Here is a 21,567-nt window from a genome sequence, read left to right as displayed (position 1 = left end):
ACGGTCAGGTCCGGGCGCGGGCCGCGAGTTCATCGCGGCCGGCCGCCCACAACAGCTCCATCGGCACCTGGTGGCCGGTCATCAGGGCGATCTGCCCGACGGCCTGCCCGGCCAGCAGGTCCAACCCATTGATGAGCGGGCGACCGGCCGATGCGGCGGCCCGGGCCAGCGGGGTGGGCCAGGGATCGTAGATGACGTCGAACACCGCCTGCGCCCGGGCCACCAGCGCTTCGGCCAGGCTCTCCAGTGCTGCAGCGGGCACCGTGGAGATCAGCAGATCCGACTCGGGCAGGTTCTCGGCGGTGTCCCGGTCCAAGGGCAGCCACTGGCACTCCATCCCCAGCTCGACGGCCAGACCCAGGGCCCGGCCGGACCGCTCCAGGGACCGTGAGACGATAGTGGTGCTGCTGGCTCCCATCAAGGCTGCGCCCGCCAGGGCGGAACGAGCGGTCGCTCCGGCTCCCACCACCACCACGCGATCGATGGCCTCCACCCCGTGGTCGCCGCAGGCACGCACCAGTCCCTCGACATCGGTGTTGGCGACGATCGCGCCGTCATCGGTACGCACCCAGGTGTTGGCCACTCCGAGCTGGTGAACCGTCCGGTCGGGAGTACCCAGCTGAACCAGATCGACCTTGTGCGGCATCGTCACCGACAGCCCCCGCCAGCTGGCGTCCAATCCGTTGACGAATGCGGCCAACCCGCCGGGGGCCACGTCGACCACCTGGTAGTTCCAGTCCAGTCCCAGCGCCCGGTAGGCCGCCCGGTGCATCACCGGTGACAGTGAATGGGCGACCGGGTGACCGACGACGGCGCAGGTCCGCCGGCCGGCGTGCTCCCCCGCTGGCTCAGCACTTCTCGGCGGCACCCCTCAGCACTTCCCCTTGTTGGCCTGGCACCAAGCCTGGAACTTGGCGACATTCTTGTTGTGATCGGTGATGGTCGTCGCGTAGGCCGTGGTGCCCTTGGAGGGATCGACGACCACCCAGTAGAGGTAATTGCTCTTGGTGGGGCTCACCGCAGCCTCCATCGACGCGGCACCGGGATTGTTGATCGGGGTGGGCGGAAGACCCTTGACCAGATAGGTGTTGTAGGGCGACTTCTTCTTGCGCTGGGCATCGGTGGTGGTCAGCTTCGAGGTCGCGTTGTTGGCGAACAGCACGGTGGCGTCGGACTGCAGCGGCATTCCCTTGGCCAACCGGTTGTAGATGATCCCGGCGATGACCTTCTTGTCGTTGGGCGTCTTGCCCTCCTTCTCCAGGATGGAGGCGACGATGAGGGCGTCATAGGGAGTGCGCTTGATATTGCCGGCCTGACCGGTGAAGTTCATCGTGTTGGACACCTTGGTGAACTGCCGGGTCTGCTGCTGGAGGATCCCCAGTGCGGTCGGCTTGTCGGCCACCTCGTAGGTGTCGGGGAACATGAACCCCTCGGGGTTGCCCTTGGCCCAGTTGGGAAGGCCGAGTTTGCTGGTGTTCGAGATCGCCTTGGTGAACTGGGCCACCGGCAGGCTGGTGCCCTTGGCCAGCACGGTGGCCTGCTCGGCGACGGTCAGACCCTCGGTGATGGTGACCCTGGTGTGCTGGATGTTGGCCGGGTCAGAGAGGATCTCCAAGGCGTTCTCGGCGCTCATCTGGGTCTTCAGCTTGTACTGGCCGGCCTGGATGGTGGGGTCGCTGCTGGCGTTGCGGACCGCTGCCTTGAACGCCTTCATCGACTTGATGACATCGGCGTCCAGCAGGATGTCGCCCACCTCGGTGACCGAGGCACCATCGGGGACCCTCACCAACACCGGGGTGACGCCGTCGCCCAGGTAGTCGTCGGTGGACTTGTAGGCGATGTAGGCACCGTGTGCCCGGTCGGCGACGAACCAGCCGCCCCCGACCAGCACCGCCAGGGACATGATGACGGCGACGGCCGACCGGAAGCGGTACCAGAACTCCTTGCGCGGGTCGCGTTCGGGATCATCGCTGAACGGTCCACTCATGCGCCGTCTCCTCCCTCGCCCGTGGTCCGGGCTTGTTCCAGTACCTGCTCCAGAATGGCCACGGCGGCGGCCTGGTCGATCACCGAACGCTGGTGGCGGGCATCCCGGCCGACGTCGTGAAGGGCTCTGGCGGCGGTTCTGGTGGTCATTCTCTCATCGACGAAGCGGACCGGCACCGGTGCGATCGCCTCGGCCAGGCGGGCCCCCTGCCGACGGACATCACGGGCAGCGATCTGCTCGGTCCCGTCCAAGGCTATGGGCAGCCCCATAATCACCTCCACGGGCTCGTACTCGGCGACGATCGCCGCCAACCGCTCGATGGGGCGGTCCCGGGTGGCCACCGTCTCGACCGGGTAGGCCAGAATCCCACGAGGATCGCAGGCTGCCACCCCGATCCTGGCCTTGCCCCAGTCGACGGCGATGCGGGTGCCGATCAGGCTCATGTGCGCTGGTCTCTCAGTCCTCGGCCGACAGTCTGGCTGACAGCTGGGAGGCCACCAGCCGCAGCGCGGCCTCGATGCCACTGGCATCGGTGCCGGCACCCTGGGCCATGTCGTCCTTACCTCCGCCACGGCCATTGATGGGTGCGACGGCCGATCGCAGCAGGGCACCGGCCCGGGCTCCCAGAGCACGGGCGGCGGCGGTGGCGGCCACGATGATGGCAGGCTTGTCGGAGGGCCCCCCGATCAGCACCACGACACCCGGCCGATCTCCCAGCCGGGTGCGCACCTCGGTGGCCAGACTGCGCAGATCCGACCCGCTCACCCCGGGCACCTTGCCGGCGACCAGGTCGAAGGGACCGGCCGCCACCACCTTGGCCAGCAGCGACTCGGCCCGGCCCAGCACCTCACGGGAGCGGGCCGCGGCCAGCTTGCGGTCGGCCTCCTTGAGCTCGGCGACCAGCTTGGCGACCCGGTCGGTGAGCTGATCGGGCTGCACCTTGAGGATGCCGGTGAGCTCGTTGACCAGGGCTCGTTCGGCGGCCATCTGGTGGAAGGCGTCGGTGGAGACCAGCGCCTCCACCCGCCGGGTGCCCGAGCCGACCGACTGCTCACCGAGCAGTTCCAGCAGTCCGATCCGCCCGGTGGAGGCCACGTGGGTGCCACCGCAGAGCTCTCGCGACCAGGGCCCGTTGAGCTCGACCATCCGCACGATCGGCGGGTACTTCTCCCCGAACATCGCCATCGCACCCATCGCCTTGGCCTCCTCCAGGGGCATCTGGGTGTCGCTCACCTCGAAGTCGTCGTGGATCGCCTCGTTGCAGCGCTCCTCGATCTCGGTGCGCAGCTGCGGGGACAGTCCCTCGCGGGCCGAGAAGTCGAAGCGCAGGTAGCCGGGTTTGTTGTAGGAGCCGGCCTGGGTGGCGGTGGGGCCGACCAGTTCGCGCAGGGCTGCGTGGATCACGTGAGTGGCGGTGTGGGCCTGGCAGGCGCCGAACCGGTTGACCGGGTCCACCTCGGCGTCGACCGCGTCGCCCACTGCCAGGTCTCCGTCGAGACGGACCTTGTGCACCACCAGGCCTGGCACCGGGCGCTGGACGTCGAGGACCTCCAGGTCGAAACCGGAGGCCTTGATGATACCGGTGTCGGAGTCCTGGCCGCCCATCTCGGCGTAGAACGGGGTCTCGGCGAGTACCACCTCGACCACCGAACCCGAGGGTGCGCTGGTGACCGAGACCCCGTCGGAGATGATTCCGGTGACGGTGGTGGGCACCGACAGGTCGGTGTAGCCGAGGAACGGCGTCTCGCCCTTGGTGCGCAACTGGGTGTAGGCCTCGGTGTCGGTGATGAGGCCCTTCTTGGCGCGCGCGTCGGCCTTGGCGCGTTGCTTCTGCTGGGCCATCAGCGTGGTGAAGGTCTCCCGGTCGACGTCCAGGCCCTGCTCGGCAGCCATCTCGAGGGTGAGGTCGATCGGGAAGCCGTAGGTGTCGTGGAGCTGGAAGGCCTTCTCTCCCGACAGTGTCCTGGAGCCGGCGGACTTGGTGGCCTCGACGGCGGTGTCCAGCATCGTGGTACCGGCCGACAGGGTGCGCCGGAAGGTCTCCTCCTCGGCGGTGGCCGCGTCGATGACACGGTCCCACTGGACCAGGATGTCGGGGAAGGTCGACGACATCAGGTCGCGGGAGACCGGCAGCAGAGCTGGCAGCACCGGCTCGTCGACGCCGAGCAGTTTCATGGCACGCACCACCCGGCGCAGCAGCCGGCGCAGCACGTAGCCGCGGGCCTCGTTGCCGGGGGTCACGCCGTCGGTCATCAGCATCAGTGCGGAACGAACGTGGTCGGCCACCACCCTCATCCGCACGTCATCGGCATGGTCGGCGCCGTAGCGCTTGCCCGACAGCTCCGCGGCCTTGGCGATCACCGGGTACACCTGGTCGATCTCGTACATGTTGTCGACTCCCTGCAGCAGCAGGGCGATTCGCTCCAGGCCGGCGCCGGTATCGATGTTGAGGCTCTTGAGCGGCCCGGCGATGTCGAAATCGTCCTTGGCGCGCACCACCGAGAGATCCTCGGTCTCGAAGACCAGGTTCCAGATCTCCAGGTAGCGGTCCTCGTCGGCCTCCGGGCCACCCTCGCGGCCGTACTCGGGGCCGCGGTCGATGTAGATCTCCGAGCAGGGGCCACCAGGGCCCGGGATGCCCATGTGCCAGTAGTTGTCCTTGAGGCTGCGGCCCTGGATGTGGTCCTCGGCGACGCCGACCTTCAGCCAGGTCTCCTTGGCCTCGATGTCCCCCTCGGGGTAGTCGGGGTGGAAGCCGGGGCCGAGCACGGTGACCCAGATCGACTCCGGGTCGAAGCCGAAACCGCCCTGGTCCTGCGGGGTGGTGACCAGCTCCCAGGCGTAGGAGATGGCCTCCTTCTTGAAGTAGTCGCCGAAGGAGAAATTGCCGAGCATCTGGAAGAAGGTGCCGTGCCGGGTGGTCTTGCCGACCTCCTCGATGTCGAGGGTACGGACACACTTCTGAATGCTGGTGGCCCGTTTCCACGGCGAGGGCTCGACGCCCATCAGGTAGTGCTTGAAGGGCACCATCCCGGCGTTGACGAACAGCAGGGTCGGGTCGTTGTAGAGCAGCGAGGCGCTGGGGACGACGGTGTGGCCCTTCTTCTCGAAGAAGTCGAGGAATCGCTGTCCGATCTCCGCAGTTCTCATACCCGTCCTAGCTCAAGTGGTGCTACGTCCGCCGGCACGGCGGAACCGGTGGGCAAGCCTACCGCGCCACTGGCGGCTGCCCGGCGGTCCGCCCGGTGGATGAGTTGTCGTCCGGTGTCTCAGCCCTGCTCGTCCATCCCCAGCCGGGCGCGCAGCTCGGACTGCTTGGCGGCTGACTCGTCGGAGACGATCCGGACGAAGTCACGGGCCTGTGATGCCAGATCGGCGACCTGTTCGCCCAGCCTGGCCAGCCCTGCCGAGACCGCGGAGCCGGCCCCGTTGGTGGGACGCGCAGCGTTGCCACGGAGTACCGGGAGCCGCGATCCCGCCAGCTCACCGGTGCGTCCGGCGCCCAGCTCCCCCGACCGGGCGGCCCGGACGACGGCTGCGGCGACGGTACCGGCGACTGCGGCGCCGGCCGCGGCCAGCAGCCAACCTCGTGCGCTCATGCTGAGTGGTCCTTTCGTCCCAGATTTCCAGACCTTCGGACGGCATTGGCCCTGCGGACCCCGTGGGCCAGTCCGGCGACCTTGATCATCGGGGTCGCGACGGTCTCGGTGACGACCTTCGACAGTTCATTGGTGCGGGCCGACATCTCGGTGACGTGCTCGGAGACGGTGTGCACATCGGAGGTGACGTCTCCGATCTTGGCGATCTCCTCATTGGTGACGGTGACAGTCGCCTTGAGCTCCTCGAGGATCGGCACCGTGGAGTCGTCGAGGTTGCGCACCGCTGCGCGCAGCTGATCGAGCACCCCGCCGAGTTTGAGCAGCGGGATGGCCAGCAGCCCCACCAGGGCCACGACGGCCAAGGCTGCGATGAGAGCCGCGATCTGGCCAACTGTCATGGGGTCTGCTCCAATCAGAGGGGGGACGACGCCGTCACACTCTAGTCGGGCTCACGGCCCAGCAGGTGACGCAGCTGGGCCCATCGCTGCCCGATCTTCTCCTCGTTACCGTGGTCGGTGGGACGGTAGTAGCGCGCGCCGGCGAGGCTGTCGGGAAGGTACTGCTGGGCGGCGACGCCGTGCGGGAAGTCATGGGCGTACTTGTAGCCGATGCCATGGCCGAGATCTGAGGCGCTGGAGTAGTGGGCGTCTCTGAGGTGCAACGGCACCTCACCGCCCTTGCCGGCGCGCACATCGGCCAGGGCGGCGTCGATTCCCAGGATGACCGCATTGGACTTGGGGGCGGTGGCAGCGGCGATCGTCGCGTGGGCCAGATTGATGCGGGCCTCCGGCATCCCGATGAGCTGGACCGCCTGGGCTGCGGCCACACAGGTCTGCAGGACGCTGGGGGCGGCCATCCCGATGTCCTCGGAGGCCAGCACAATGAGACGCCGCGCGATGAAGCGGGCATCCTCGCCGGCCTCGATCATCCGGGCCAGCCAGTGCAGGGCGGCGTCGGCGTCGGAGCCGCGGACCGACTTGATGAAGGCACTGATGACGTCGTAGTGCTGGTCTCCATCCTTGTCGTAGCGCACCGCGGCGCGGTCCACGGCGGTGGCAACGATCTGCGGGGTGATCGTGTCGGTGCCCGACGCGGTGGCCCCCGCGGCGGCCTCCTCAAGGTAGGTGAGTACCCGGCGGGCATCCCCGCCGGCCATCTGGAGCAGGTCCGCACGCCCCTGATCGGTGAGCTGGTAGTGGCCGTCGTCCGGGGTGTGGAGCCCCCGCGGGTCCTCCAGGGCTCGGTCGACCAGGGTGGAGATGTCCTCAGATGTCAGCGGCTTGAGGGTCAGCAGCAGCGACCGCGACAGCAGCGGGGAGATCACCGAGAAGGAGGGATTCTCGGTGGTGGCCGCGACCAGAGTGACGATGCGGTTCTCCACCGCTGGCAGCAGGACGTCCTGCTGGGCCTTGTTGAACCGGTGCACCTCATCGACGAAGAGCACGGTGGGACGTCCCATCGCCAGCTCCCGGCGGGCGGTCTCCAGCTCGCGGCGGACGTCCTTGACCCCGGCGGTGACCGCCGACAGTTCCACGAAGCGCCGGTTCGAGGCGTGCGAGATGACGCTGGCGATGGTGGTCTTACCGACTCCAGGAGGTCCCCACAGGAAGACGCTCATCGCCGCGCTGCCCTCGGCCAGCCGCCGCAGCGGGGAGCCGGGGCCCAGCAGGTGCTGCTGGCCGACGATCTCGTCGATGGTGCGCGGCCGCATTCGCACCGCCAGCGGCGCCGACGGGTTGAGGGCGTCCGACAGGGAACCGCCGGCGGCGGGTGATCCGGACCCAGCGATGCCGTCGCCCACCGGGTTGCCGAACAGATCCTCACTCATCGCGTGCTCGGGCCGGCTCTCAGTCGGTCAGCAGATGGGATTCGAGGACTGCCTGGTCCTCGGCCGTCCAGCCGATCCGGTCCAGGTAGTCGGCGACGCTGCCGTAGCGGTCGTCGATGTGGGCCAGCAGCCCGGCGATGATCTCGGGCGGGCAGGTCTGCTCGGATCCCGAGTAGGCCCCTTGGCTGGCCGAACCGGCGGCGGCCGCCTCGCCGAGGCTGGCCATGATCCGATCAAGGCGCTGGTTGGTGGCCTCGTAGTCGGCCTGGATCGCCTCCTGCGGCACCCCCAGGGTCGACAGCACGACGGCCATCAGGGTGCCGGTGCGGTCCTTTCCGGCGGCGCAGTGGATATCGGTGGCGCCCTGCGCCGAGCCCAGCACCCGCATGTCGGCGAGCACGGTGTCGGGGCGGACCTCCAGGTACTCCATGTAATGGGCGGCCATCGCCTCATTGCGGGTGGCCGGGGTCATCGCGCTCATCTCCTCGCGCCAGGGCGGGACGAGGGCGTCCGGGTCGTCCTCGGGGTAGAACGAGCCGGTGGTGACCCTCACCCGCGGATCGGTGCGCAGCGGACCCGAGCCGATCCGGGCCAGTTCATAGTTGGTGCGCAGATCGATGACGTCGGTGAGATCGTGGTTGTTGACCAGGGTATCGATGCCCGCCGGGGTGAGGCGGTCCAGGTTGTCGGATCGCAGCAGCCGGTTGGCGGCGATCCTCCGGCCGTCCTTGGCCGGGGTGCCCACCAGGTCGCGCATGTTGTTCACGCCCCTGACGTCGATCCAGGTGATCGTGGTGGTGATGGTCATGCCCCCACCCTAACGAGGTGGGCTGACACTGGTGGCGAGACGCGGGTGCGGCAGGTCGTCCGCGGATCCTGAGCCGGCACCGGCGCGCCAACGCGATACTCAGCCAGGTAGAAGTCCGACCTGGACGATCCTGTGAAACCGGGATGCTCAAGAACACTGCCCACTGCGGCATGGGCCACCTCGGGCGTGGAGAACATGCCGAGAGTCTTGGCTCTGGCGTCATCCTCATCCGGCCAATGCGACAACAGCCAGACCCTTCCCGGAGAAATCACGGTCAACTCACTTTCCGTCGTCATCGACGACGACTATGGAGCGCGGAACAAGTCGTTGAAGCCTGGTCCGGGGCCGGCAGACCCGTTCTCGCATGTGATGGCCCCGGTAGTCCACATAGCTCAGCTCAATCCACTCTCTCCAGCGCCCCTGTCCTGCAAGGCTGGCGCGCATGTACTCAACCCAGGCCCCTGCCCTCTCGGAGTAGAACCCGTTCTGATATCCGCCGAGGTCATCCCATGAGTTCATGATGGTCTGACCACCCATCGGGTCACCCCGTCGACCAACTCCACAGGATCACCTCCGCATCACATTGCCAGGCCGCTGTGCCTCCACGCCATCATGGCAGTGCCCCCTTGGGAATCTAGAGTACGGGGATGCACGAGCGGACCTGGCCGTTTGAGTGGCTGTCTCCGGCACGTCAGAAGGTCCTCCTGGCGGCCGCCTCCGGCGACCACCGGGGTCTGGTCGTCCTCGGAAGAGCAGGTCACGGGAAGACCTCCCTGGCCCGCCAGTGGCTACGTGGCCATCCCTCAGGACACATGTTCGCAGGCACCGTCGCAGCGCAGGCGGTACCCGCCGGAGCCTTCATCGCACTGCTCGGCGGTTCGGCGGGGAGCATCACCGAGCAGTTGCGCACCGCCGGGGCGGTGCTGTCGACGGGCGAACGTACCCGTATCGCGGTGGATGACGCGCACCTTCTCGACCCCGCCTCGGCCTCCTTCCTCCACCACGTCGTGGTGGAGCATCTCGCCGACGTACTGGTGACGGTGCGCGCCGGCCATCAGGCCCCAGACGCCGTGCGGGCACTGTGGAAGGACGAGCTGTTGCCCCGGGTGGACCTGCTCCCGTTGTCACGAGCTGAGACCGCCCAGCTCTGCACGGTCGCGCTGGGCGCCGCCCTGGAGCCCTCCTCCGTCGAGCGCATCCACGCCGCGGCACGGAGAAATCCGCTGTTCCTGAGACACCTCATCGAGACCGGCCTGGACACCGGAGACCTGCAACGGGCGGGGGCGCTGTGGCGGTTGGAACGGTTGCCCGATCTCGACCAGCAACTCGACGACTTCATCGCGGCGGAGCTGTCGACGCTGTCTCCGGCTGCCGTCGAGGCGGCCGCCCTGGTGGCTATCGGGGAGCCGGTGCGGGTCGACGATCTGGTTGCCGCCTCCCAGGTGCCGGCGATCGAGGAGGCCGAGACGGCCGGCGTCATCGAACTGGTCCCGCGGGCCGACGAGGTCGTCGTCCGGTTGGCCCATCCATTGCACGGCAAGCATCTGCACGCCCACCTCGGGAGGATGCGGGCTCGCCGGCTGCGAGGACTGCTCATGGAGGCCGCACTGTCGGGTCCGCAGACCTCCATGGATCCCACCCGGGTCGCACTTCTCAGCCTGTCCAGCGACCATCCCGCACCGCTGGACTTCCTCCAGAAGGCCGCCCGCCATGCCATGTCGGCCTCCGATCTCACCTCGGGCGAGCAGATCGCCCGAGCCGCACTGGACCGCGGCGGCGGATTTGCCAGCGGCACCGTCCTCGCCCACGCGCTCAGCTGGCAGGGCAGAGGCGCCGCAGCCGAGGAACTGCTGAGCTCGCTTCAGCCCACCACAGGCGAGGAGTTCCTCGCCTGGTCCAGCCTGAGAATCACGAACCTGTTCTGGGCCCTGGACGATCCACCCCGGGCCCGCGCCGCCCTGGATGCGGCGAGAGCGGCACCACCGACCAAGGCCAGCGGTGCCGCCATCGATGCGGTGGAGGCCTCCATGGCTCTCTACCAGGGAGACCTGGCCAGAGCCCACCGGATGGCCGATCAGGTCCTGGAGATCGACGCCCTGCCGCCACCCGCAGTGGTACGCGCCGCGACCACCCTCGCCATCGCCTCAGCCCTGTCAGGCAGCAGCGGCACAGTCGCGTCGCTGGTCGAACGGGTCCGGGCGGTCGAACGCAGGTTCGACACCGGATTCCTGGCAGACCATGCCGGCCTGGCGGCCGCGCTGGCGTCGGTGCTCGCCGGACCTCTGCCCCCAGCGGCCACCGCGCAGCCACCGTCGGGCCACACAGGGACCGCACCGCGATCTCAGCCGCAGCCGATCCAACTCCTCTGCAGGGCGCTGCAGGCCGGCGCGGCCGGCGACCCCCGGGCCGCCGAATGGTTCAGCCAGGCAGCCGCCGGGCTGCACAGCTGCGACGTGACGGGCTGCTACCAGCTGGCGCAGATCGGTCGAGCCGAGGCTCTGGCGCTGGCCGGCCGCAGTGATGCCGCCCAGCAGGTGCTCGAACAGCTGGCCGAGCGACGGGCCGCCAGCGGCCTGCTGGCACCGATGTATGAACTGGCCCGAGCCGCGGTGAAGGTGGAGCGGGTCAGGCGAGCTCGGCCATCGCCGGAGCGCGCCGGGCCGCGAGCCTGGCCATCGACTCCCGGCAGACTGCTGTGGCCTGCGTCGCGCTGCACCGGGCACTGCGATACGGCGACTCCTCGGTGGTCCGATCACTGGTTGCCATCGCCGACCCGTGCGAGGGACCCCTGCCCCAGGTCATGGCGATCCACGCCCGAGCTCTGTGCCGACATGATCCCGAACTGCTGGAGAGTGCCTCCCGTCGATTCGCCGATCTCGGATTCCGCCTCCTCGCCCTCGACGCCGCCATCCACGCCGCCGGGGAGTTCGACCGTCAGGCACGCACGGATCGCCAGTTCGCTCTTCGCAGCCGGATCGACGATCTCGACGATGCCCTGGGCCACCCCTGCACCGTGGCGGCACTACGTCACCGACGCCCACTGCCACTGACCGATCGGGAGCGCGAGGTGGCGCGCCTGGTGGGCCGTAGGCTCAGCAGCCGTGAGATCGCCGACCTGCTCGGAGTCTCCGTACGCACCATCGAGGGCCACGTCTACCACTGTTGTATGAAGCTCAATCTGAATGGCAAGCGTGCTCTGGAGCGGGCCCGCATCGACGCCCACCAGTAACGCGCCAGTCACATCCGGTCGGCCCTCCCGGTCGGGCCGGACGCGTTGACCCGGGACTCAACGGCGCGGGGTCGTCACCTGGACGACGCTGCCCGGCCCCTGCTGGGACAGGTCGACGGTGGCGGCCCACAGCGAACCATCCCTTGCAGTCTCCACCGCCACCACTCCGGGCAGTGTGACGAAGGTCTGCTTCTTGCCGTGCCGGACCTCCGTGATCCTTCCACGGTAGAGCTCTGCGACGTAGATCTCGCCATGGCGCCCGAGGGCCAGGTTGGTGGCCCCTGAGAACCCGGTGACGATCTTGGTGTACCTGCCGGTGCGGGGGTTGACCCTCCAGAGGGCTCCTTGAGCGTTCTGCGGACTCTCCACCCCGCCGGGCAGGGTCGTCACGTAGAGGTAGCCGTCGCGGCCGACCTCCACGTCGGTGGGCACCGACTCGGACAGATAGGTCACACCGATGGTGCAGGCCGCCAGCCCGTTCGCCTTGGCGATCGCCGAGGTGATGACGACGGGAGCCGGTGGCAGCACTGCCAGGGTCGAGACCTTGCCCCTCGCGCTCACCTTCCACAGCGTGTTGGAGCCCGCATCGGCCACCATCCAGCTGTGACCGTAGGAGGCGACCGAGTAGGAGTGGGAGTCCACCTGGCCCTTGTAGTACACCGGCCCGGCGCCGAGCTTCTCGATGGAGTCCTTGACGCACTTGGAGGCGTTCCTGACGCCGTAGAAGTAGTTGCTGTCGGGATTGTGCTTCTTCTCGTAGGCCAGGGTGTCTGCATAGATGCGGGTGCCCCGGGGCCCCAGCAGGTTGAGCCCGCTGGCGGTGTTCGTGAAGGTGGCGTAGTCGGTCTTGGTCACGGCGACGGCCAGCCACCGGCCGTCCCGCAAGGTGGCGACCCCTGAGGCACCCGGCTGGTCGGCGACCACCGTCCTGGTGGCGCCGCCGGGCCTGAGCTGGCCGACCTGGTTGGACCCCCCGTCGGCGATGAGGACCCTGCCGCGATCCAGCTCGAGGTTGAAGGGCATCACCACCTTGGTGGACTTCACCGTCACCTTCGGCCGGGGTGCGCTCCGCTGGTGAGCCTGGGCGGGGGCGACGGTGAATCCCGCCACCAGTGCCGTCGTCACGGCTGCCACCGCGAGCGACCTCCCGATCGTCCGCCTGGAAGGGATCTTCGTCCCGTTGAGTCCTGGTTGCTGGGTAGTCATCGGTTCCTGCCTTGGGTGAGGTGGGTGTCGATCTGTCAACCCGGCCACTGTGGCCCGCTCCTGCAGTCAGGCGCACGCGTAGTCGACTACCTGACCTGTTACCGGGTCATCCCCAGCCCAGTTCGTGCAGGCGTTCGTCACTGACGCCGAAGTGATGGGCCACCTCGTGGATGACCGTGACCTTGATCTGCTCGACCAGCTGCTGCCTGCTGGCACAGATCCTCTTCAGCGGTCCTGAGAAGATCGTGATGACATCGGGAGGCACGAATCCCCAGTGGGAGTCTCGTCGGATCAGTGGCACACCTTCGTACAGGCCCAGAAGGGTCGACGGCTGGTCCTCGCCGGGTTCATCGGCCACCTGGATGGCGACATTGTCGATCGCATCGGTCAGCGCGGGCGGGATCAGATCCAGGGCATCATCCATGCACGCCTCGAACTCGGCGTCGGTCATCTCCACCATGAGTCTCTCCTGCCCCTCGGGCGGCCTCGGATGCCCCGGCTGCCAGATGCAGTGCTGCCCGGGTGACAGCACCACCCGGGCAGGACGCGCATCTGGAGGAGGCCGAGGGATCACCCCTTCGCAGGGTCCTCCGCTGACTTCTCGGCAGACTCCTTCTTCTCACCCTTCTTGACCGGCTTGGCATCCACCCCGGCCTCGCGGCGCTGGGCCGCGGTGATCGGGGCCGGAGCCTGGGTCAACGGGTCGTACCCGTTACCGGTCTTCGGGAAGGCGATGACGTCGCGGATCGAGTCGAAGCCGCCCAGCAGCATCACCAGCCGGTCCAGGCCCCAGGCGATGCCGCCGTGCGGCGGGGCGCCGAACTTGAAGGCGTCCAGCAGGAAGCCGAACTTCTGCTGGGCCTCCTCGGCGCCGATCCCCATCACCTTGAAGACTCGCTCCTGGACATCGCGGCGGTGGATACGGATCGATCCGCCGCCCACCTCATTGCCATTGCACACGAAGTCGTAGCCGTAGCTCAGCGCCGACCCGGGATCGGTGTCGAAGGTGTCCAGGCACTCGGGCTTGGGGCTGGTGAAGGCGTGGTGGACAGCAGTCCACTCGCCACCGCCGACGGCCACATCACCCTCGGCCTCGGCCTCCTTGGTGGGCTTGAACATCGGGGCATCGACCACCCAGCAGAAGGCCCAGTCGGCCGGGTCGTAGAGCTTGCACCGCGAGCCGATCTCCAGCCGGGCGGCACCCAACAGCTCCTGGGAGGCGGTCCGGGCTCCGGCGGCGAAGAAGATCGCATCCCCGGGCTGGGCGCCGACCTTCTCGGCAATGCCGGCCTTCTCGGCGGCCGAGATGTTCTTGGCCACCGGGCCGGCCAGCTGACCGTCCTCCTGAACTGTGATGTAGGCCAGCCCCTTGGCGCCGCGGGTGCGTGCCCACTCCTGCCATGCGTCGAACTGGCGGCGCGGCAGCGACGCCCCACCGGGCATCACCACAGCGCCGACATAGGGCGCCTGGAAGACCCGGAACGGCGTGCCGGCGAAGAAGTCGGTCACCTCGGTGATCTCATTGCCGAAGCGCAGGTCCGGCTTGTCGGAGCCGTACCGGTTCATTGCGTCATGCCAGGTGATCCGTGGCATCGGACGTGGGATGTCGACGCCGATCAGCTTCCAGCACTCGGCCATCACCTCCTCACCCAGGGCCATCACATCGTCCTGGTCGACGAAGCTCATCTCGACATCGAGCTGGGTGAACTCGGGCTGACGGTCCGCCCGGAAGTCCTCGTCGCGGTAGCAGCGGGCGATCTGGTAGTAGCGCTCCATGCCGGCCACCATGAGCAGCTGCTTGAACAGCTGGGGGCTCTGGGGCAGGGCGTACCAGGAACCAGGTGCCAGCCGGGCCGGCACCAGGAAGTCGCGGGCACCCTCGGGGGTGGAGCGGGTCAGGGTCGGCGTCTCGATGTCGTAGAAACCGTGCCGGTCCAGCACCTCGCGGATCCTGTGAGTCACCTGGGAACGCAGCACCAGGGCGGCATGCTGGCGGGGGCGTCGCAGGTCCAGATAGCGGTACCGCAGCCGCGCGTCCTCCCCGACGCTGACGTGTTCGTCGATCTGGAAGGGCAGCGGGGCCGATCGGTTGAGGACCTCGAGATCGGAGATCGCGACCTCGATCTCGCCCGAGGGCAGGTTCGGGTTGGCATTGCCGTCGGGGCGGGCCTCGACGACGCCGGTGACCTTGATGCAGAACTCGTTGCGCAGATCGTGGGCTCCTGATGAGGCCAGGATCTCGTCACGGATGACGACCTGGGCCAGCCCGGAGGCATCTCGCAGGTCGATGAAGGCCACGCCGCCATGATCGCGCCGGTGTCCGACCCATCCAGCCAGGGTCACCTCCTTGCCGATGTCGCTGGCTCGCAGGGTGCCTGCCTCATGGGTTCGCAGCACGAACGTGATCCTTCCGGTGTCGGGGCCTCGCATAGACGGTGCGGGCCTTCGTCCGAGCCTATCCCTCCCCACCCCGCAGCTTCCAGATGAGGCCTGGCGTCCGGATCGGTTCAGCCCACCTCGGGGAACCAGTCGGTGATCTGGGCACGCAGCGCCTCGTTGCCCTCGGCGCGGGTGTGGGCTCCCAGGATCCACTCCGACAGTGACCCGCCGGCCGACTCGTCGACGGCCTTGCGGGCCGCGGCCGGATCGCTCAGCACGTCGGCGAGCATATCGGCAGCCTGATTCTCGGTGGCGTAGAGATAGGGGTAGAAGGCCGGCACCAGGTGCGCTGCCCAGGGCTGGTGGGGGAAGATGCCGATCGCCCCGGCCAGCAGCGCCTCCAGGTACTCCAACCCGTAGGCCTCCTCCTGGGCGGTGGCCAGGAATGCGGTGGCATGGGACAGCGACTCCCAGTACTCCTCCTTCTCGCCGAACAGCGGGGAGACCTTCGCCCACCGCGGCGAGGACATCTTCATCGCCATCACGCTGGCCAGGTCCCGCTGCGCCAGCCGGGCCTCCATGGTCAGCGGCACCCGGCCGGCGACCTCGCGGACCACCTTGAGGAAGACCTTGGGCTTCTTGGCCTCGGTGAGATGGATCGCCGGGTAGAGCACCACGGGCACCTCCAGATCGGTGTGCGGCTTGACCAGATCGTCGCGGATGCCCGGCTGGAACCAGCCGATCCGCGCCTGGTGGGCCAGCGGCGGGATGGTCCAGCGGCGCACGATCTCGGCCACCTCGCCGGCGGTCCGCTCCCCCGAGCACAGCGTCGGGAAGAGCGCGAATGACAGTCCCATCGCCGCGAAGTTCACCTTGTGGTGGTAGTGGGAGGGGGGCAGCCACTGCAGGTTGAGGATCTTCGGCTCGGCACCGCCGCGGTGCAGCCTCTGGAACAGCCCGATCGAGTCCAGGACGTCGAGGTTGATGATGAGGTCACCACGAGGGTCCAGATTCTCCAGGCGTCTCATCGTGATGTTGCCGTACTGGCCGTCCTGGGGGCCGATCAGCACGGCATCGGGAAAGATCGTGAAGAGCCGGCCGGCGATCGCCCCGCCCGCCCCGCGGGCCGCGAAACTGCCCTTCTCATCGACCACCGGGTCGTCGTCGAGGAAACCGATCTTGATCGCAATCGTCATGGCGAAGCCCCTTCTGTGGGTGAGCCTGGTGGCATCCTGCACTCGTCGCGCCTCACCTGTGCACGACGCCTCACTGCATGTGCTACTGAACTTGTGTTACGACTCGCGCATCCTTGCGCGTGAGCACCACTCTAGCCAGATACCGGCCGGTCGGGGGCCGGACCGGTGAGCACCTGCTGGAGGCACGGCCCCTCCCGGGCCACCAGCTCCTCCCCCGGCAACTGGGCCAGTGCGTCCAACCCCACGATGTAACGGGTGGTGAACAGTCCCAGCAGCCGGGCCAGCCCGATGGTGGCGCGGAGCTCGGCCTCGGCATGGTCGAAGCGATCGTCCAGCACGGCCACGATCGGGTCGATGAGCGCCTTCTGGTACAGCTCGTTGACCTGCTCGAAGGCCTCAGGCTGGGTGACCATCGCCTGGACGACCCCTTGCAGGGTTGCCGAGCCCCGCTCGGTGAACTCCCCCACATGGCCGTCCCAGGCCTGCACGAAGGCCCGGATCAGGGTTTCCCCGAGGTGATCGGCGTCACACCGGTCGCAGACCCTGGCGATGATGAGGTGAGGTCCGCTGGGAAGGGCCATCGCCTCGTTGTACAGATCCTGCTTGGTGCCGAAGTAGTAGCGCACCAGTCCGGTGTCCACCCCGGCCTCCCGGGCGATGGCACGCATACTGACCGCGCTGAACTCCGAGTCGACGAAGAGCGTGCGGGCAGCTGCCAGGATCGCGGCGCGGGCCTGGCCGGACTCGGGACGTGGGCCACGACGCGGCGCGGTCCGCCGCGATGGGCCGGTGGTGTCTGCGGCACCGGCATTGCGAGCCGTGGTGGTCATGGCCTCAAGGGTAGGCAACGGGTCTGTGCGCCAATTGGGGGGGTGGTGTGCAGGAGCGGATTTCCATGGTGTTGAAATAGGCCCATGGACACCGGGAGAGCAGATCTGCGGATGGGCCTGGACATCGGCTCGACCACCATCAAGGCCGTTGTCTTCGATGGTGACCCCCTCAACGGCGCCGACATCGTCTTCGAGGACTACCGGCGTCACCACGCCGATATCACCGGCGCCATCTCCTCGCTGCTGGGCGATGTCTCCGCGGCGCTGCCGGCCGCGATGGTGCGGGTCTCGGTGACCGGGTCGGCCGGACTGGGCACCGCCGATGCCCTCGACGTCCCTTTCATCCAGGAGGTGATGGCCGAGACCGCCGCCGTCCAGCACTGGAATCCCGATGCCGACGTGCTGCTGGAGCTGGGCGGCGAGGACGCCAAGATCACCTACCTCAAGCCGGTCCCCGAGCAGCGGATGAACGGCTCCTGCGCCGGCGGCACCGGGGCCTTCATCGACCAGATGGCCACTCTGCTGCACACCGACGCACCGGGCCTCGACGAGCTGGCGCTGCACGCCACCACCACCCATCCGATCGCCTCGCGCTGCGGGGTGTTCGCCAAGTCCGACCTCCAGCCGCTGCTCAACGAGGGGGCCCGCCACGAGGATCTGGCCGCCTCGGTGATGAAGGCGGTGGCCACCCAGTGCATCGCAGGTCTGGCCTGCGGGCGTCCGATCCGCGGCCAGGTGATCTTCCTGGGCGGTCCGCTGCACTTCATGCCGAGCCTGCGCAAGGCCTTCGCCGGTCTGCTGGACGGCAAGGCCGACAGCTTCGTGACGCCGCGCCGCGCCCAGCTCTACGTCGCGATGGGAGCGGCTCTGAGGGCCGAGTCCTCGCCGATCAGCCTGGCCGATCTGGCCCGCCGGGCCACCACCGCCCGCACCGCCACCGGGGTGAGCCAGTCGATGCCCCCGCTGTTCCACGACCAGGCGGAGCTGGACTCCTTCCACGCCCGTCACGCGCGCACCAAGCTGCCGGTCAAGCCGCTGTCGGCGGCCCGCGGTGATCTGTTCCTGGGCATCGACGCCGGATCGACCACCATCAAGTCGGTGCTGCTGGACGAGTCGCTGACCATCGTGGCCTCCCACTACGCCTCCAACCAGGGCGATCCGGTCAACGCCGCGGTGGAGATCCTCGCCGACCTCTACGACAGTCTTCCCGAGGGTGCCCGGATCGCCCGGACCTGCACCACCGGTTACGGGGAGGGTCTGGTCAAGGCCGCCCTGGGGGCCGAGGACGGCGAGGTCGAGACGATGGCCCACTACCGGGCTGCTGAGCACCTGTGCCCCGGCGTCACCTCGATCATCGACATCGGCGGCCAGGACATGAAGTACCTCAAGGTCTTCGACGACTGCATCGACTCGATCAGCGTCAACGAGGCCTGCTCCTCGGGTTGCGGCTCCTTCCTGCAGACCTTCGCCGCCGGGATGGACACCGACATCCGCAGCTTCGCCCGGATGAGCCTTCTCGCCGAGCATCCGGTGGATCTGGGCAGCCGCTGCACCGTGTTCATGAACTCCTCGGTCAAGCAGGCCCAGAAGGAGGGCGCCACCCCCAGTGACATCGCCGCCGGACTGTCCTACTCGGTGATCCGCAACGCTCTCTACAAGGTCATCAAGCTCACCGATCCGGCCCAGCTGGGCGAGCGGGTCGTCGTCCAGGGCGGGACCTTCCTCAATGACGCCGTGCTGAGAGCCTTCGAGCTGCTCACCGGCCACGAGGTGGTCCGCCCCAATGAGGCCGGTCTGATGGGGGCCTTCGGGGCCGCGATGACGGCCCGGGCCCGGTTCCACGCCGGTGAGCCCAGCACGACGCCGGGGCTGCGTCAGCGCGCCGAGCTCGACGGGTTCGCGGTGGAGACCCACCGCGACGACTGCACGCTGTGCCAGAACCACTGCCAGCGCACCATCTCCACCTTCTCCGACGGGCGGGTGTTCGTCTCGGGCAACCGCTGCGACCGGGGTGCCGAGGTCGACAACAAGGCGGCCGGGCGGCGTCCCAAGTCCGAGCTCCCGAATGTCTTCGAGGCCAAGTACAAGCGGCTCTTCTCCTACCGGCGTCTCACCGCCAAGAAGGCCTTCCGTGGCGATCTCGGCCTGCCGCGGGCGCTCAACATGTACGAGAACTACCCCTTCTGGTTCACCACCCTGTCGGCCCTGGGGTATCGGGTGATGATCTCCGGGCGCTCCTCCCATGAGCTCTTCGACAAGGGCATGGAGTCGATCGCCTCGGAGAACATCTGCTATCCCGCCAAGCTGAACAATGGCCACATCGAGGACCTCATCGAGCGCGGCGTCACCCGCATCTTCGACCCCTGCATCCGCTTCGAGCAGCAGACCGTGGCGGCGGCCGACAACCACTTCAACTGCCCGGTGGTGGCCTCCTATCCCGAGGTGCTGCGAGCCAATGTGGAGGATCTGCGCGACAAGGACGTCGAACTCATCTCGCCCTTCCTGTCGCTGGCCGATCCCGAGAAGCTCGCTGAGCGGCTCGCCGAGGTCTTCGGCGACGACGGGGTGAGTTACGAGGAGGCCCGCGAGGCCATCGACAAGGGACTGGCCGAGGACCGGGCATTCCATGCCGACGTCCGCAGGATGGGTGAGGACGCGCTGGCCTACATGGAACAGCACCATGTGCCGGGAATCGTGCTGGCCGGACGGCCCTACCACGTGGATCCCGAGATCCACCACGGCATTCCCGAGATGGCCAACTCGCTGGGTCTGGCGGTGCTCACCGAGGACTCGGTGGCCCACCTGGGCGCCGATCTGCTGGAGCGACCGCTGCGGGTGCGCGACCAGTGGATGTTCCACTCTCGGCTCTACCAGGCCGCCGCCTTCGTGGCCTCGCGCCCCGATCTGGAGATCGTCCAGCTCAACTCCTTCGGCTGCGGGCTGGACGCCATCACCACCGATCAGGTGCGCGAGATCATGTCCGCGCGTGACCGGATCTACACCAGTCTCAAGATCGACGAGGTCTCCAACCTGGGTGCTGCCCGGATCCGGTTGCGCTCCCTCAAGGCCGCCGCGAAGGATCGACGCAGTCACGAGCGGCCGCTGGTCGCCCATCCCGTCAGCGACGACCGGGTGCCCTTCACCAAGGAGATGAGGGCCACCCACACGATCCTCATCCCGCAGCTGGCGCCCTACCAGACCGCGCTGGCCGAGGCGGCCCTGCAGGCCGCCGGGTACCGGGTGGAGGTGCTCAGGACCGCTCCGAGGTCCGACATCGAGTACGGCCTGTCGCTGGTCAACAATGACGCCTGCTTCCCCGCAGTGGTGGTCATCGGACAGCTGGTCGGCGCCCTGAGATCGGGGCGCTACGACCTGGACCACACCACCTTGTTCCTCACCCAGACCGGTGGGATGTGCCGGGCGACCAACTACATCGCACTGCTGCGCAAGGGACTCAAGGACGCCGGCTTCGGCCACATCCCGGTGATCGCGGCCAGCCTTCAAGGGGTCGAGGAGAATCCGGGCTTCTCGCTGACCGCACCCCTGGTCCACAAGATGATCCAGGCGATCTCGCTGGGCGACCTGCTGCAGAAGGTGCACCTGCGCACCCGTCCCTACGAGACGGTCGCCGGGTCGGCCGACGCCCTGATGGAGCACTGGACGGTGATCTGCCGGGAACACTTCCTCACCGGTCGGCATTCCCAGACGCTGGGGGCCTCGACCTCCTACAAGAAGCTGATCCGGTGGATCGTCGAGGACTTCGATCGGCTGGAGCTGCGCGATGTCCCCCGCAAGCCACGGGTCGGGGTGCTCGGCGAGATCCTCGTGCAGTTCCACCCCGATGCCAACAATCACATCGTCGAGACCATCGAGTCCGAGGACTGCGAGGCCGTGCTGCCCGGGCTGATGTGGTTCGTCTACAACTGCCTGTCCTCCGGCGACTACAACTACAAGACCTTCGGCACCGACAAATGGGGCCGGCACGTCAAGAAGGCCTTCCGGGCGCTGCTGATGCAGTACCAGAAGCCGATTGACGCCGAGCTGGCCCGCAGCCGGCGGTTCGAGCCGGCCACCCCGATCACCACCTTGATGGAGGAGGCCCAGAAGATCGTCCAGCTGGGCAACCAGGCCGGTGAGGGTTGGTACCTGGTGGGCGAGATGGTCGACATGATCCGCGAGGATGTGCCCAATATCGCCTGCGTGCAGCCGTTCGCCTGCCTGCCGAACCATGTCACCGGACGCGGCATCTTCCGGGAGCTGCGACGTCAGTACCCGCAGGCCAATATTGTCTCGGTGGACTACGACCCCGGGGCATCCCAGGTGAACCAGCTCAACCGGATCAAGCTGATGGCCGCCACCGCCCGCGACCGCAATGCCGGCCAGGACCAGGACATCCCCACCTCACCGGCGACGGCCTCGCTCGCTCCTCACGAGATGGCCGAGGTCTGAGACCGGGTCTCGGCGGCGCGGCTGCTCTCCCCGGCCGAGAGGTCACCATCGCCACC

Annotated in this window: 16 protein-coding genes; 3 read left to right on the top strand and 13 right to left on the bottom strand. The window is 68.1% G+C overall.

The genetic code is table 11. The annotated features are described in order from the left end of the window. Window positions 1-4: 4 nt before the first annotated feature. From G554_RS0104030 to G554_RS14545, 8 genes are all read right to left on the bottom strand, one after another. On the bottom strand, window positions 5-868 hold the full coding sequence (locus G554_RS0104030) for a shikimate dehydrogenase (protein WP_027586906.1): 864 nt from the start codon (window positions 866-868) through the stop codon (window positions 5-7). Between the two features lie 3 nt (window positions 869-871). Then, on the bottom strand, window positions 872-1,987 hold the full coding sequence (gene mltG, locus G554_RS0104025) for an endolytic transglycosylase MltG (RefSeq protein ID WP_027586905.1): 1,116 nt from the start codon (window positions 1,985-1,987) through the stop codon (window positions 872-874). After that, on the bottom strand, window positions 1,984-2,430 hold the full coding sequence (gene ruvX, locus G554_RS0104020; protein WP_027586904.1) for a Holliday junction resolvase RuvX: 447 nt from the start codon (window positions 2,428-2,430) through the stop codon (window positions 1,984-1,986). The genes mltG and ruvX overlap by 4 nt, the downstream gene beginning before the upstream one ends. A 13-nt stretch (window positions 2,431-2,443) precedes the next feature. After that, window positions 2,444-5,137: an alanine--tRNA ligase gene (gene alaS / locus G554_RS0104015; protein WP_027586903.1), complete on the bottom strand. Its 2,694-nt coding sequence runs from the start codon at window positions 5,135-5,137 to the stop codon at window positions 2,444-2,446. Between the two features lie 119 nt (window positions 5,138-5,256). Further along, window positions 5,257-5,586 (bottom strand): hypothetical protein, encoded by a 330-nt coding sequence (locus tag G554_RS0104010; protein WP_027586902.1) that lies wholly within the window; start codon window positions 5,584-5,586, stop codon window positions 5,257-5,259. Continuing rightward, on the bottom strand, window positions 5,583-5,984 hold the full coding sequence (locus G554_RS14550) for a DUF948 domain-containing protein (protein WP_036924503.1): 402 nt from the start codon (window positions 5,982-5,984) through the stop codon (window positions 5,583-5,585). Before G554_RS14550 ends, G554_RS0104010 begins: the two co-directional genes overlap by 4 nt. Window positions 5,985-6,025: 41 nt before the next feature. Beyond that, window positions 6,026-7,414, bottom strand: a complete 1,389-nt coding sequence (locus tag G554_RS0104000) for a replication-associated recombination protein A (protein WP_027586901.1) — start codon at window positions 7,412-7,414, stop codon at window positions 6,026-6,028. A 19-nt stretch (window positions 7,415-7,433) separates the two neighbouring features. Further along, window positions 7,434-8,222 (bottom strand): tyrosine-protein phosphatase, encoded by a 789-nt coding sequence (locus G554_RS14545; protein ID WP_051232392.1) that lies wholly within the window; start codon window positions 8,220-8,222, stop codon window positions 7,434-7,436. Between the two features lie 647 nt (window positions 8,223-8,869). On the opposite strand from G554_RS14545, the gene G554_RS17790 reads away from it, so the two are divergent. Both G554_RS17790 and G554_RS17785 read left to right on the top strand, forming a co-directional pair. After that, window positions 8,870-11,272 carry an ATP-binding protein gene (locus G554_RS17790; RefSeq protein ID WP_027586899.1) on the top strand — a complete coding sequence of 801 codons (2,403 nt, stop codon included), beginning with the start codon at window positions 8,870-8,872 and terminating at the stop codon, window positions 11,270-11,272. Between the two features lie 17 nt (window positions 11,273-11,289). Continuing rightward, the gene (locus tag G554_RS17785; protein ID WP_161626460.1) at window positions 11,290-11,451 is read left to right on the top strand and encodes a LuxR C-terminal-related transcriptional regulator; all 162 of its coding nucleotides are present in this window, start codon (window positions 11,290-11,292) and stop codon (window positions 11,449-11,451) included. A 57-nt stretch (window positions 11,452-11,508) separates the two neighbouring features. On the opposite strand, the gene G554_RS14540 is transcribed toward G554_RS17785, so the two are convergent. From G554_RS14540 to G554_RS0103955, 5 genes are all read right to left on the bottom strand, one after another. Next, complete coding sequence (locus G554_RS14540; protein WP_154654166.1) at window positions 11,509-12,657, bottom strand: ScyD/ScyE family protein; 1,149 nt, start codon at window positions 12,655-12,657, stop codon at window positions 11,509-11,511. 106 nt (window positions 12,658-12,763) lie between these two features. Beyond that, the gene (locus G554_RS0103970) at window positions 12,764-13,117 is read right to left on the bottom strand and encodes a metallopeptidase family protein (RefSeq protein WP_027586898.1); all 354 of its coding nucleotides are present in this window, start codon (window positions 13,115-13,117) and stop codon (window positions 12,764-12,766) included. 110 nt (window positions 13,118-13,227) lie between these two features. After that, window positions 13,228-15,054 (bottom strand): aspartate--tRNA ligase, encoded by a 1,827-nt coding sequence (gene aspS, locus G554_RS0103965; RefSeq protein ID WP_027586897.1) that lies wholly within the window; start codon window positions 15,052-15,054, stop codon window positions 13,228-13,230. 110 nt (window positions 15,055-15,164) lie between these two features. Further along, window positions 15,165-16,232, bottom strand: a complete 1,068-nt coding sequence (locus G554_RS0103960; protein ID WP_027586896.1) for a hypothetical protein — start codon at window positions 16,230-16,232, stop codon at window positions 15,165-15,167. Window positions 16,233-16,363: 131 nt separating this feature from the next. Beyond that, window positions 16,364-17,062 carry a TetR/AcrR family transcriptional regulator gene (locus G554_RS0103955; protein WP_084648297.1) on the bottom strand — a complete coding sequence of 233 codons (699 nt, stop codon included), beginning with the start codon at window positions 17,060-17,062 and terminating at the stop codon, window positions 16,364-16,366. An 84-nt stretch (window positions 17,063-17,146) separates the two neighbouring features. Here G554_RS0103955 and G554_RS0103950 point away from each other — a divergent pair, with 84 nt between their 5' ends. Next, a complete protein-coding gene (locus G554_RS0103950) occupies window positions 17,147-21,511 on the top strand; it encodes an acyl-CoA dehydratase activase-related protein (RefSeq protein WP_027586894.1) in 4,365 nt (1,454 codons plus the stop codon). Window positions 21,512-21,567: the final 56 nt, after the last annotated feature.

Origin of the sequence: Acidipropionibacterium thoenii DSM 20276 (assembly GCF_000423445.1) — a bacterium.
GTDB lineage: Bacteria > Actinomycetota > Actinomycetes > Propionibacteriales > Propionibacteriaceae > Acidipropionibacterium > Acidipropionibacterium thoenii.
This window is presented reverse-complemented; position numbering and strand designations above follow the sequence as displayed.